The following is a 13,175-nucleotide window of genomic DNA, read 5'->3' on the forward strand; positions in this document are numbered from 1 at the left end:
TTGACATTTGTTAAAAGTTGCGGGCAAAAACACAATTATAGTCAATGCAACAGGATGTCTCGAAGTCTCAACAACTTCATTTCCATATACTGCTTGGAAAGTGCCTTGGATACATGTAGCGTTTGAAAACACAGGTGCGGTTGCATCAGGAGTAGAGAGCGCAATAAAGGCAATGAAGATGAAGGGCATGCTTGATCCGAATGAAGAAATTAACATTATTGCCGTCGCTGGCGATGGAGGAACATTTGATATAGGCTTTCAAGCATTATCTGGCATGCTTGAAAGAGGTCATAAAGTAATGTATGTATTGTATGATAACGAAGCATATATGAATACTGGTGTTCAGAGAAGCGGTGGAACTCCATTTGGAGCTTGGACAACGACAACTCCAGTAACTAAAAGAATAAGAGGAGAGTGGAGAAATAAAAAAGACATCTTTGATATAGTTATTTCGCATGGAGTGAAGTACGCAGCGGTAGCAAACCCCGCATATACAGTCGATATGATGAATAAATTCAAAAAAGGACTTGAACAGGAAGGACCTTCCTTTGTGCATGTATTAATGCCATGCACCACTGGGTGGAGATTTGATCCGAAATATGGAATAACCATCGCAAGACTTGCTACAGAAACTGCTATATGGATAAACTATGAATATGACAATGGGAAGCTAGACGTAACGATTCCAGTTAAAAAGAGGAAACCTGTTAAAGAGTATCTGAAGATGCAAGGAAGATATGCTCATCTCAATGATGTTGAAATATCATATATACAAGAACAAGTTAACAAAAAAGTCGAAGAAGTTAACAAAAAAGTTGGGAGAGAAGTTATAGGTCCTCTTGAAGCTTAGAGCTTATTTTTTCAATTTTTTTGCATATCAGATCATATACTTTTTTTGGATCTGCTCTTTTATTAGTAGCCTCCAAAACTTTTCCTACTAAAAATTGTACTGCCTTTTTATCTTTAATGCTGTCTTTTACCGCTTCTGGGTATTCATTCATAATAGATTCTATAACCTTTAGAATTTCTTCTTCAGAATAGATAACTTCAAACCATCCCTTTTCTTCAACTGCTCCCTTCAGGCTTTTTCCATTTATAAGTTCTGGTATCAATTCCTTTGCCATTTTTATTGTAATTTTACCTTCCCTCAGCATTTCTAGCAGCTCAGCTATTTTCTGCGGCGGAATGTATTTATTTAACTCATTTGTATCTCCTGACGGGATCCATCCCAAGACATCGTTTACGATAAAAGACGCGGCTTTTTGCGTATCAATAGAAGTCGATTTCATGACCTCTTCAAAGTAATCTGATAGCTTTTTATCTGAAACAAGAACACTGGCGATATATTCGCTTAATTTGTAGTCTTTTATGAATCTCTCCTTCCTTTTGTCTGGAAGCTCTGGCAGGCTTTCTCTTATTTTCTTTACCAATTCTTCGCTTATCTCAATTGATGGCAAGTTTGGATCAGGGAAATATCTGTAATCCTCTTCAGTTTCTTTTGCCCTAGTTGCAAATGTCACTTTTCTCTCCTGATCCCAGTGCCTTGTTTCCATTTCAACTTCTCTGCCCAAATTGAGCAAAGTTCTTTGTCTCGTTATTTCATATACTATAGCATTTTCAATTTCTGCTATGCTACTAATGTTTTTCAGTTCAACTCTTTTTCCCCCGCCTATACTAATATTGACATCAACTCTCATCGATCCTTCGAGACTGAAATCAGCTATTCCTAAATGCTCAAGTATGCTTCTAAGCTTCTTGAGAAAAGAAGAAACCTGCTGATGTGTTTTGAAGTCAGGCTCGGTAACGATCTCTAGCAAAGCTATACCACTTCTATTGTAATCAATTAGAATATAATCACTTGTAATCATTGAGCCAGAGGGATAGAGGATCTTTCCGGGATCTTCTTCGATATTAATTCTCCTTATCCTCGCAACATAGCTGTTACCATTTACCGTATAACTCACATACCCATTTTTAGCAATTGTAGATACGCCTTTTCCGTCATACTGTGTAATCTGGTAATTTTTAGGGAGATCTGGGTAGAAGTAATGCTTCCTCGTCCATGATAATGTTTTAGATATCTCCATGTTAAGCGCTATTGCAACCTGGATGGCCTTTTCAACTGCTTTTTTATTAATCATTGGAAGTGAGCCAGGAAGCCCAAGACATACTGGACATACATTCGTATTTGGAGGACTATTTCTGTAGTCCGAACTGCAACCGCAGAAGAGCTTAGTCTTTAAGCTAGTCATCTGGACATGTATTTCTAATCCGATCATTACATCATTTTTACTCATGCTTCATCACCAATTCTATAGCCTTAGCTATTGATAGAAGTGTATAGTCACTCCAAACTCTCCCAATGAGTTGTAAGGATTTTGGAGAGCTCTGAGAAAAACCCGTAGGGATGACAATGGCAGGTGAGCCGATCAAGTTAGCAAGCATAAGAGGAGCATCGACTGCATTCAGCTTAGAAAGATCTCTTGCATCATACTTTAGTGGAAGGGGTCTTATCAGGCTACCTGGTGTTACTATGAACTTAGTTTCTTCGTTAAGAATTCTATCTATTCTCTTTCTTAAATAAGTTCTTGCCTTTAGAGCCTTAACGTAATAAGTTTCATAGTATCCCTTGCTTAATATAAATGTTCCAAGAAGGATTCTCCTTTTCACTTCCCACCCAAAAAGAGTTCTGTTTTCCATATAAAAAGAATCGTAGTCATTTTTTTCTACATTCGAAATTCTTTTCCCATATCTAAGTCCATCAAATCTTGCCAAGTTACTGCTTGCTTCAGAGAATGCAATTATATAATAAATCTGCGGTATTTTCAATATCAGAGGCTCATCTATTAATTCGATAGACGCACCATAACTTTCAAGCATTTTTAAATCTTTCCAGAACTCATTTATAAGTCCTTCATCGGCCTGAGGATGTTCAATTAAGTTTTTTATCACAATAAGCTTTAGCTTTTTTAAGATATCGACATCTGCTTCGGAATATGCTAACTTAAGCATTTTTTCTTTATTTATTCCTGGAAATTGACTGGTAGGATCCCTTTCATCAGACCCCGAAATTATTGAAAAAAGCAGAATTAAGTCTGAAATGTTGGTAGCCAAAGGTCCAATCTGATCCATGCTGTCCGCATAAGATATAAGTCCATATCTGCTAACAAAACCATAAGTTGGCTTAAAACCATAGATACCAGTCCACGCCGCAGGTAACCTTATACTTCCTCCTGTATCGCTACCCAAAGCAAGCTTAACTGTTCCTGAGGAAACTGCTACAGCACTTCCCGAACTACTTCCGCCGGGTGAAAGTTCGATATTTAAGTTGTTTAAGGTCGGTCCAAAAGCGCTGGTCGTTCCAAGAGCTCCCATAGCAAATTCATCCATATTCGTCTTTCCAAAAATTATGCCCCCCTCTGCTTCTATCCTCTCGACTACGGTAGCAGAATATCCTGGTACATAATCTTCTAAGATCTTGCTAGCACAAGTTGTCCTTATCCCTTTAGTGGAAATGTTATCTTTTACTGCTATAGGTATTCCTGACAGTTTTCCTTTCTTAAAAATGCTTTTATCTTCATTAGAAGTGAGCGTTATGAAAATATTGTACTTAGGATCATTTTTTATAGCTTGTTCAACAGCATCTTCAAATGGCTTCTCAGGATCGAGCGTACCTTCTTTGATCATTTGCACCTGTTCAATTACTTTTGTCTCTTTCTTCGTAAAAGTCACCTATTTAGAAACTTTTGGACCTTTTACATAACCATCTTCAATAAATTCTGGTTTAATGAAATCTGCTGGATTTATCATTTGATTTGTAACCTCGTCTTCTCTAAGCCTTCCAGTGGTGAGATAAATTTCGCCCTCATCCTCCACTTCAATTGAAAGAACTTCATCGATGTAAGATTTTATCATTTTCAAATCTTCAATCATTTTTTCCACTTCATCTTCATCAAGCTTTATTCTTGAAAGAAAAGAAAGATGGTTGATTATTTCTCTATTGATATCGTTTTCTTTTTCCATTTTAATCACATCATATATAGATTTATTTTATAAAAACTAGTTATAAAATAAAATTTTTTCAAAATAAAAAGATTTAGCTGGAAGATTTCTTAGAAAAAAAGTCCGTTAACAAAACCTTCTTAGCAATTTCTAATATAAAGATATTTTTCCTCGCCGGAAAAGCTACATTGAAAACCCGAGTGTTTCCTATTTCAGTATCTAATATTTTTCCATTATGAGCGTGACCGTGGATAACGTAATCTAGAGTATCTAAATCTTTAATAAGTCTTTCAGCCCTTTCTGAGCCCATTTGAGGCCAGAGAAATGGAAGTTCACCTTGCAATGTCTTAAAAGTGGGCGGATAGTGCGTTAATAGTATTTTTAATTCTCTTTCTCTCCTTTCAGTTTTTAGGAATTTTTCAATAAGCACAAGTCTTCTTTCATATTTTTCTCTTATGTTCGGAATATTTTTATATTGCCATTTAGTAGGCACGTCTAAAACACCAGTAGTCCCCAATACCGTTACAGTGTAATTTTCTATATTTAATTGTACATTTTCATCATCAAGCCAAATAACCCAGCTATATTCTTTTTTGACCTTTTCCCTTTCTTCTTCATATTCATCATTTCCAAAAATCGAAATAATTTTTTTAAACTTACACTTTTTAATTATAGAGAAAAAATCGCTGAAATGTTGAATTTTGCCCCTATCTATAATATCTCCTGCAAACATTGCAACCTCAAATTCTTCCTCTCTATTGCATAACCTTTCTATAGAGAGAGAAAACTCGTTTTTAAACAATGGCAGGTGAATATCACTTGTGAAAAACAACTTCAAATTTTTTTCACCAGGTCAAAAAAGTTTTCATATATTTTTTCTCTAAGGTAGTTTTCCCCAACACCTTTGATTTCCGCAAGGTATTTAATCGCTTCAGGAATCATTTCTGTTTTAAGGAGTGTGCCTTTGTATATGTAGGGACCGTCGCTCTCCGTAAGCAATTTTTTCAAATCAGCTTTTCTAGCCACTTCTTCATGCTTTTTTTGCATTTTTAATGCAACGTTTATTGAAATATAATATCCTGTCTCTTGTATTTTTTGCATTAACTCAATGGGACCGTTATACCAGTGAAATATTGCTCTATTTATTTCTTTTCTAGTAATTAGCTCATAGACAAGTTCCCAAGCATCTAAGGCATGTATATTCAATATGGCATCATATTCCCTCGCAATATCTAAAAAAGAGGCGAAGAATTCCTTTTGTCTCTCAAATGTTTCAGGATGCATTCTGGCATCCAGCCCAACTTCTCCAAGACAAGGCGATTCAGAATTCTCAAGCATGTTTTCTATTGTTTTTATGTCTTCTCTAGAAGACCTTGAGACGTTCCATGGATGTATACCTACACAAGGATATACTGCTTTAAAATCTTCTGACAGCTTTACTGTCCTTTTAGAAGATTCAGCATCATCCGAAACCGCTATTAAAAGAAATTCTTTTTCATAATTGGAAAGGCTTTTTTCTTCATATTCATACGCATGAGTATGAGCATCAATATATTTAAAGCTTGCCGCAGAAATCAAAGAACACCGCCGGTCTGTTCTCTAACTTTATTCTTGATCCATTCGACAAACTCTTTCTCACTAGAGAAGGAAAGCTTTTCTTCTTTAGGCTTATATCTCTTATCGCTATCTTCCCCATAAGTTAGGTAGGAAACAGTCAAACTTCCATTTTCAAGCTCGGATTTTCCTATTACTGCAATCAATGGAATTCTAAGCAATCTTGCATCTCTTAGCCTAGCATTCAATCTTCCTTCTACCATTAGTTGAGTTCTGATGCCACTCTGCATCAAAAAGTTATTGATCTCCTCTGCCCTTTTGACCTGCTGAGGATCTGACTCTTCAACTGGCAACACTGCTACTTGAATTGGAGAAATCCATAAAGGAAGTCTTCCTGCATATTGTTCAAGGAGTATTCCAATAAACCTCTCAATGCTTCCCAAAATAGCTCTGTGTATCATTACCAGCCTTTTTTCCTTGTTGTCCTTGTCTATATATGTGAGATCAAACCTTTCTGGCAGATTGAAGTCAAGCTGAATAGTTGCGCACTGCCATTCCCTTCCTAAGGCATCGGTAAATATTACATCTATTTTTGGACCATAAAATGCTGCATCTCCAATAGATTTTGTATATTGAACATTAAGGCTTTTAAGGGCATTTTCTAGTGCAACTTCTGCCTTTTGCCAGATCTCCTCGCTTCCCATATAGCTTTCTTTGTCAGAAGGATCTCTCAAGCTCAGAATAAATTTGTAATCTTTAAGTCCCATTGTATCATAGATTTCCTTAGTCAGCTTTAATACTCCAGAGATTTCCTCCTCTATCTGATCTTCTCTTGCAAATATGTGTGCATCGTCTTGGGTGAACCCTCTCACCCTTGTTAAGCCGTGAAGTGTTCCTGCTCTCTCATACCTATGTACATTTCCAAGTTCAAAATATCTAACTGGAAGCTCCTTATAGCTCCATTTTTTCCTCTTGAAGATTATGATGTGAAAGGGACAATTCATCGGCTTTATAGCATGCTCCTTTTCATCTAAATTGAAGAGAAACATATTCTGCCTGTAATGAGAGAGATGCCCACTTATTTTAAACAGTTCCGCCGAAGATATTACTGGAGTCGATACTAGTTGGTATCCTTTTTTCATATGTACCTTTACGATATAATCCTCCAAGGTCCTCTTCATTATCGCTCCATTTGGAGGCCATAAGATAATCCCTGCTCCTACTAGAGGAGATGTTAGAAATAGGTCCATTTCTTTCCCTAGCATCACATGATCTCTTTTCATTGCTTCTTCTTTTCTCGCACTGTAAAGGTTCTCATCAAATTCACTGGGAAAACCTGTCACGTGAATGCTAGTCAGTAGGGGAGCATCTTCCCTTCCCATCCAATGGGATGTACTTAAATTAGTTACCTCTATTTTCTTTATAATAGATAAGTCCGGAAGATGGATGCTGTTTTCGCATATTGTTAAAATATTTCCTATTTTTATCAACTTAGGCTTTTCAATACGCTTCATTAAATCAAGCAAAAATGTCTCTCCAGAATTTTTCAGCATTTCTTCTACTCTAGATCTTTCAATTTCATCTACTTCAACTCTTGAATTTTTAGCGATTTCTACCGCCTTTCTTATTACCTCTTCTGCCTGTTCAGAAGAAAACTCCGAACCGTTTGTAAAGAAGTCTATTCTCACCTCGTTTTCCCTAACTGTTATTCCTGCAAGCTTATAATCGGGATATAGTGTTTTTAATGAAGCTTCAACAACATGACCCAGAGTATCCATAAATACCTCCAATCCTTTTTTGCTGAAGAAAAAGACTACTTCGGCCTTTTCCCAATCATCTTTAACTACCGAATCAATAGGAAATACCTCTTTTTTTCTTTCCTTTGTTACTGCATATATAAAAATCGGCGAACCTAATTTGCTGTTAGGATTAACGTCTATTTTTCTACCGCTTTCAATATTGATGACTTTATCTATTATTGATATTTCAACCAAAAATCTTACACCTACTTTTATTTAACTTGCTTACTATTTTAAAAATTTTCTCTATATATATTTTTCAGACTAAAATAAATTCCAAAAAACTCATTTACATAAAAATATTTACCACTCCTCTTCCTCTTCAGGTATAGGCTCAACTCCCAGCTTTTCCCTAGCTAAATTATCCAATTCGTCTTGAGTAGCTTCTCTATATCCTTTGCTTTCAGCTTCTCTAATTTTTTGAAGTGCTTCTTTCATTTTCCTATTTTCAATCCAAGTAATAACCCCTTCGCTATCTTCAAAAAACACTGCAAAAATTTTCTTTCTATCATTAGATACTACATGTATGCAAGGTGGCTCTTTACAGTATTCTTCCTGCATTTTAAAACACTTCCTATTATATTTTAATCCATTTTATGCTCTTTTAATATTGTATATAAGATTTTCTATCCAAGATAGAAAAATTTCCCAAAACATTAAATGGTTTTTTATTTTTAGAGTTTTTGCAATAATTGCTAACTTTATAAAATATTTAATTTCATTTAAACGAAGATAAACATGACAAAGTATTAAATGGAGGAGCATCTTGGAATTAGTCGAGAAAGTTATCGAATTAAAAAAAGATGAGAAACTGAGGGAATTGATAAATGGAAGAATAATTGAATTTAGAAAATTAAAAGAAGAGGGGAGTTGCGAAGATATTTTTAGTGAGCTTTCTTTTTGTATACTTACAGCGAACTTTAGTGCGGAAAGAGGAATCTTCATACAGAAAGAAATTGGCATTGGATTTCTTTATCTTTCTGAGGAAGCGCTTGCTAGAAGGCTGAGAGAGCTTGGACATAGATATCCCGAGAAAAGAGCTGAATATATTGTTAAAGCCAGGAAATTCAAGGATAAAATATGTGAATTAGTGAAGAATTCCGATGAAGACCGTTCAAAACAGATTAGAAAATGGATGGCTGACAATATTTATGGTATAGGGTATAAAGAGAGCAGCCATTTTCTTAGAAATACAGGCTTTTTCAATTTAGCAATCATCGATTTTCATATATTAGATATATTAAAAAAGTATAAGCTTTTGAAACAGGAATTTAAGACTCTTACTAGAAAAAGATACGAAGAAATAGAAAAAGTTTTAGAAAAAATAGCAACAACTTCTATACTGTCTTTGGGAGAACTCGACTTATATTTATGGTATATGGAAACTGGTAAAGTTTTAAAATGAAATAATAACGGTATTATTTTTATAATCTTAATTTTTGAGGGAAGTTTATGTCTTGTCTAAAAATAGATATATTAAATAGACTAATAATTATTTTATTATTTAGCTTAATTTGATCTAACAGGAAGCTCGCAAAGGTCTTGAAAGTGGAGAAAGGAAAAGTTCTTCTGTTGGTTGTAGACAGAGATAACGACATTGAAAGAGTTACTGGAAAGAGTACGCCAATTTTCGGAAAAGATGATGTTTTCAAAATCGCAGTAGAGTTCGCCCTAAAATCGCCAGAAGACAGCGATTTAAACGTGATGTTTTCCGCTCTTCAATTATATGAAAAGCTCAGAAACGAAGGAATGGATGTTGAAATTGCTGTCGTCGGAGGACATGAAACTGATTCGATAAAAGCTGATATGAAGATCAGAGATGCCGTTAAATTCTTAAAGGAGAAGACTGGAGTGACTGGAATTATAATGGTTAGCGATGGGACCGAAGACGAGCTTACTTTGCCAGTTATAGAGACCATTCTCCCAGTAATTTCAATAAAAAGAGTTGTTGTCGAACAATGGAGGGGAGTTGAAGAAACATATATTCTTATTGGTAAATATCTAAAAAAAGCAATATTTGAGCCAAGATTTTCGAAGATTTTCCTAGGTCTCCCAGGTGCAATAATTTTGGCGTTTGTAATACTAGACTTCTTTGGATATATTCAATATGGAGTTATGGTTGCAGGATTTCTTATCGGAGGTGCTATGATAATCAGAGGGTTCAATTTAGAAAGCAAAATTTATGAGCTCTGGGCTAGCAGTCCTATAATGTTTATTTCTTCTACAATAGCTACAATTTTCTTGATATCAGGCGCAGTTATATTTGGATACACATTATATAGCGAATATAACATAAGGTCTTGGGGGGAAGCTCTACAGTCTGCGACTCCTTTGATTGGATTAAGCATTTTCTCTATTTATATAGGAAAGGGAATTGTGAAAATTATAGAAAGAAACATAAGAATTTGGAGAGACGTGCTAGGGATGATCGTAACACTGATATTTATTATCGCATTTTTACGATTAGGTCAATATCTAACAACTTATCCAGGGGGTACTGCATTAGATATACTGAGAAGTTCTTTATTTGATTCAGGATTTTTAGAAATACTGCTAGTTGGTCTTGTGATTGCTGGTGCACTAACTTTAATAATAGCTTATTTAGAAAAGAGGTTCTTCCCTTCGCAAAAATAGGCGAATTTATTATAAACCCTTTTAGAAAAAATAATTAAGAAAAGGGTGAAAATAACATGCCCAGTCACGGTTCATTGACAAAAGCAGGAAAAGTCAGAAATCAAACGCCTAAAATTGAACCAAAAGGGAGAAAGAACAAGCCTCCAATTGTAAGAAACAGGATAGAATATTTTGTTAGAGTAGTAAAACCGACATTGAGCTCTTCAAGAAGATAAGATAAATTTTGTTAGTAATTGTTAATACGAGGCAGAAAAGAAGGATGTCATTTTCTGCGAAAAAAGTCGCTAGATCCGTCTTTGTAATTTTACCGATTTTAGCATATGGATGGTTTGGACTTATTGCTATTACTTTCCTCATGAAAGTTATATTTGTATATATCCAAAGCGAAAATGTAGAAGTCGTAATCCTTCGATTTGTTGTTTTTGGAGCTTTTGTGGTTTTTTGGCTTTATAGTTGGTGGAAATTTACTGTATACTATAAAAAGAAAATTTTTGTTGGACAGAAGCTTTCTAGTAATATTTCGTAAATTAATACCAATCTTAGCTAGAAGAATTTTTAAGCTATAATTTGATCAATCTATTTATGACGCATATATTCGAGCATTTTTAGATACAAAGCTTTAGTAGTTGCGAAAGAAAAATTCAACAAATCCAAATGATGAGCGTAGGGGATAATTAAAGACGGGCAACCGGATGAATTGAATGGTAGCCACTGATCCCTTCAAAAACTAACTTGTTAAAAAATTCAAGTTTTTTAATTAAAAGACATCAGATTTCGAATTTTACTTTCCCAATATAGTGATGCTCACAATTTTAAACATATGTATTTCTAATACAAAAATTTTTATAAAATAAAATAGATACTATGTTTGGTGGTAGATTTTGGCTAAAGGTTGGGTAAAAGACCTTTATGGTAAGAGACTTAAGGAGCTCCTTGAAAGAGGAGAATATTGGGAAATTAAAAAGCTAATGGGACCTACAGGTCCTCATGCTATTGTTGAAGGAAAAGAAGTAATTATGTTCGCAACGAACAATTACCTCAATCTTGCAAATGATCAAAGGCTGAAGCAAGCAGCCGTTGAAGCAATAGAAAAATATGGGTGGGGGCCTGGTGCGGTATGGGCTATAGCTGGTTTTCATGAAATTTTGTCAGAATTGGAAAAAAAGATAGCAGAATTCAAAAGAACTGAAGCTGGTATTTTCTTTCCGACAGGCTATGCTACGAATGTAGGAACGATTCCAACATTAGTAGAAGCTGGAGACCTCATTTTATCGGATCAGCTTAATCACGGAAGTATAATAGATGGAATTAGGCTTTCTAGAGCAGAAAAAATCGTTTACAATCATTGTGATGTAGCCGATTTAGAAGATAAACTTCGCAAAGCTCATGGAAAATACAACAAGATACTAATCATAACCGATGGTGTATTTTCTATGGACGGAGATATTGCTCCTCTCAAAGATATATCTAAGCTTGCTGAAGAATACAATGCCATAGTTTATGTTGATGATGCCCATGGAGAAGGTGTGCTAGGTGAAGGAAGAGGAACTCCTGCTCATTTTGGAGTTGACGACAAAATTGATATTCATATGGGAACTTTTTCAAAGGCTCTAGGATCATCGGGAGGAATGGTAGGTTCAGACAGAGAGATAATAGAATATGTAAGAAATACAGCCAGATCTTGGCTTTTGAGCACTGGACCATCTCCAGGTGCTATAGCTGCAAATATCAAAGCTTTAGAAATAGTGATGAGCCAAGAAGGAAAGGAAAGAGTGAGAAGGCTCCATGAGAATGCAAATTACTTTAGAAAAGAGCTACAATCCATAGGCTTCAACACGGGAAAGAGTGAAACTCCGATGATTCCCGTAATAATTGGAGATACTAAAAAGGCTAGAGAGCTTGCTAAAGCTTTATTCGACGACGGCATATTTGTAGTGCCAATAGTCTATCCGATGGTGCCAAGAGGCACAGAGAGGACCAGAAATGAAGTCAGCGCTGGACATACCAGAGAGGACCTAGACAAAACTCTTGCGGCATATGAAAAGTGGGGCAAAAAACTTGGCATAATATAAATTAAGGTGATACTCTATTGACGAGAGCTTTAGTTATAGGAGCTAACGGACAAATAGGCTTTGAGCTTGTGCCGGTACTTAGAAAGCTTTATGGTTCAGAAAATGTAATTGCTGGATATTATCCTGAAAAAATTGATATTAAACTAGAAGCTCCTCGCGAATATATAGATGTTTTGAATGTAGACTTAGTTGAATCAGTAGTGAAGAAATATGATGTAGACGAAATTTATAATCTCGCTGCAATATTGTCTGCTACTGGTGAAAAAAATCCACAGCTAGCTTTTAAGACAAATTTATTGGGAGTTTTTAATGTACTTGAAGTAGCTAGAAAATACGGAACAAGAGTCTTTTGGCCGAGTTCTATTGCAGTGTTCGGTCCGACTACTCCGAAGTATAGCACTCCACAGCACACAATAATAGAGCCCACAACCATGTATGGAATAACAAAATACGCAGGCGAGCTACTATCACGATATTACGTCAACAAATACGACCTTGATGTAAGAGGAGTTAGATGGCCGGGAATAATTAGTAGCGAAGCCCTCCCAGGAGGGGGGACTACTGATTATGCTGTTGAAATCTTTTACTATGCGATCGAAGGGAAGAAATATACCTGTTATCTTCATGAAGATACGATGCTTCCTATGATGTATATGCCTGATGCAATAAAGTCCATAATTCAGCTCATGAATGCAGATAAGTCAAAATTGGAAACATTTGTCGGCTATAATGTCTCAGCATTTAGCTTTACGCCAAAACAGCTTGAAAAAGAAATAAAGAAATATATACCAGAATTTCAAGTAGAATACAAGCCGGATTATAGGCAACAAATAGCTGACTCTTGGCCTAGAACTATCGACGACTATGTCGCGAGGAAAGAATGGGGTTGGAGTCCTGAGTGGGTCTTTGAATCCATGGTAAAGGATATGTTAATGAAGATATCAAAAAAGCTAGGAAAAAGCATTAACATAAAGTGATTTAGTGCAATACTATAATAAAAAAAGTTATGTTAACTATTTAATATTTTTTATAGCACAGAAATGAAAGGTAAATCAGTATTGCCATAGACAAGCTGTTTTGAGTTTCATATAATTTTCTAAAATCTGTAGATATA

The 13,175-nt window shown here is 35.5% G+C and carries 14 protein-coding genes; 7 read left to right on the plus strand and 7 right to left on the minus strand.

Features of this window, described 5'->3' with window-relative positions; all coding sequences use genetic code 11:
- The first annotated feature begins 7 nt into the window (after window positions 1–7).
- Window positions 8–850 carry a thiamine pyrophosphate-dependent enzyme gene (locus ACP5SL_RS05420; RefSeq protein ID WP_428228300.1) on the plus strand — a complete coding sequence of 281 codons (843 nt, stop codon included), beginning with the start codon at window positions 8–10 and terminating at the stop codon, window positions 848–850.
- On the opposite strand, the gene gatB is transcribed toward ACP5SL_RS05420, so the two are convergent.
- The 7 genes from gatB to ACP5SL_RS05455 all read right to left on the minus strand — a co-directional run bounded on the left by gatB (window position 828) and on the right by ACP5SL_RS05455 (window position 7,916).
- Complete coding sequence (gene gatB / locus ACP5SL_RS05425; protein WP_148683745.1) at window positions 828–2,297, minus strand: Asp-tRNA(Asn)/Glu-tRNA(Gln) amidotransferase subunit GatB; 1,470 nt, start codon at window positions 2,295–2,297, stop codon at window positions 828–830. The genes ACP5SL_RS05420 and gatB overlap by 23 nt on opposite strands.
- Window positions 2,290–3,732: an amidase family protein gene (locus ACP5SL_RS05430; protein ID WP_014558339.1), complete on the minus strand. Its 1,443-nt coding sequence runs from the start codon at window positions 3,730–3,732 to the stop codon at window positions 2,290–2,292. Before ACP5SL_RS05430 ends, gatB begins: the two co-directional genes overlap by 8 nt.
- The gene (locus tag ACP5SL_RS05435; protein WP_014558338.1) at window positions 3,733–4,023 is read right to left on the minus strand and encodes an Asp-tRNA(Asn)/Glu-tRNA(Gln) amidotransferase subunit GatC; all 291 of its coding nucleotides are present in this window, start codon (window positions 4,021–4,023) and stop codon (window positions 3,733–3,735) included.
- Window positions 4,024–4,096: 73 nt separating this feature from the next.
- Complete coding sequence (locus ACP5SL_RS05440) at window positions 4,097–4,840, minus strand: metallophosphoesterase family protein (RefSeq protein WP_428228301.1); 744 nt, start codon at window positions 4,838–4,840, stop codon at window positions 4,097–4,099.
- Window positions 4,837–5,580 carry a TatD family hydrolase gene (locus ACP5SL_RS05445; RefSeq protein ID WP_193803247.1) on the minus strand — a complete coding sequence of 248 codons (744 nt, stop codon included), beginning with the start codon at window positions 5,578–5,580 and terminating at the stop codon, window positions 4,837–4,839. The genes ACP5SL_RS05440 and ACP5SL_RS05445 overlap by 4 nt, the downstream gene beginning before the upstream one ends.
- Window positions 5,577–7,550, minus strand: a complete 1,974-nt coding sequence (gene thrS, locus ACP5SL_RS05450) for a threonine--tRNA ligase (protein ID WP_428228302.1) — start codon at window positions 7,548–7,550, stop codon at window positions 5,577–5,579. Before thrS ends, ACP5SL_RS05445 begins: the two co-directional genes overlap by 4 nt.
- Window positions 7,551–7,658: 108 nt before the next feature.
- A complete protein-coding gene (locus ACP5SL_RS05455) occupies window positions 7,659–7,916 on the minus strand; it encodes a hypothetical protein (RefSeq protein WP_014558334.1) in 258 nt (85 codons plus the stop codon).
- A 205-nt stretch (window positions 7,917–8,121) separates the two neighbouring features.
- Between ACP5SL_RS05455 and ACP5SL_RS05460 the strand changes: the two genes are divergently transcribed.
- The 6 genes from ACP5SL_RS05460 (at window position 8,122) to ACP5SL_RS05485 (ending at window position 13,038) form a co-directional block, all read left to right on the plus strand.
- Window positions 8,122–8,760 (plus strand): N-glycosylase/DNA lyase, encoded by a 639-nt coding sequence (locus ACP5SL_RS05460; protein ID WP_014558333.1) that lies wholly within the window; start codon window positions 8,122–8,124, stop codon window positions 8,758–8,760.
- Window positions 8,761–8,903: 143 nt separating this feature from the next.
- On the plus strand, window positions 8,904–9,989 hold the full coding sequence (locus ACP5SL_RS05465; RefSeq protein ID WP_014558332.1) for a DUF373 family protein: 1,086 nt from the start codon (window positions 8,904–8,906) through the stop codon (window positions 9,987–9,989).
- A gap of 56 nt (window positions 9,990–10,045) precedes the next feature.
- Window positions 10,046–10,204 carry a 30S ribosomal protein S30e gene (locus ACP5SL_RS05470; RefSeq protein WP_148683741.1) on the plus strand — a complete coding sequence of 53 codons (159 nt, stop codon included), beginning with the start codon at window positions 10,046–10,048 and terminating at the stop codon, window positions 10,202–10,204.
- Between the two features lie 8 nt (window positions 10,205–10,212).
- Window positions 10,213–10,515 carry a hypothetical protein gene (locus tag ACP5SL_RS05475; RefSeq protein ID WP_428228303.1) on the plus strand — a complete coding sequence of 101 codons (303 nt, stop codon included), beginning with the start codon at window positions 10,213–10,215 and terminating at the stop codon, window positions 10,513–10,515.
- A gap of 355 nt (window positions 10,516–10,870) precedes the next feature.
- Window positions 10,871–12,061 (plus strand): aminotransferase class I/II-fold pyridoxal phosphate-dependent enzyme, encoded by a 1,191-nt coding sequence (locus ACP5SL_RS05480; protein WP_428228304.1) that lies wholly within the window; start codon window positions 10,871–10,873, stop codon window positions 12,059–12,061.
- A 17-nt stretch (window positions 12,062–12,078) separates the two neighbouring features.
- The gene (locus tag ACP5SL_RS05485) at window positions 12,079–13,038 is read left to right on the plus strand and encodes an NAD-dependent epimerase/dehydratase family protein (protein ID WP_428228305.1); all 960 of its coding nucleotides are present in this window, start codon (window positions 12,079–12,081) and stop codon (window positions 13,036–13,038) included.
- Window positions 13,039–13,175: the final 137 nt, after the last annotated feature.

The sequence above is a fragment of the Fervidicoccus sp. genome, assembly GCF_049967375.1.
GTDB lineage: Archaea > Thermoproteota > Thermoprotei_A > Sulfolobales > Fervidicoccaceae > Fervidicoccus > Fervidicoccus fontis.

Bases quoted from the DNA above. Each gene is read 5' to 3' on its own strand.
- ACP5SL_RS05435 (WP_014558338.1), bottom strand. From the start codon at position 4,023: ATGGAAAAAGAAAACGATATCAATAGAGAAATAATCAACCATCTTTCT.
- gatB (WP_148683745.1), bottom strand. From the start codon at position 2,297: ATGAGTAAAAATGATGTAATGATCGGATTAGAAATACATGTCCAGATG.
- ACP5SL_RS05470 (WP_148683741.1), top strand. From the start codon at position 10,046: ATGCCCAGTCACGGTTCATTGACAAAAGCAGGAAAAGTCAGAAATCAA.
- ACP5SL_RS05455 (WP_014558334.1), bottom strand. From the start codon at position 7,916: ATGCAGGAAGAATACTGTAAAGAGCCACCTTGCATACATGTAGTATCT.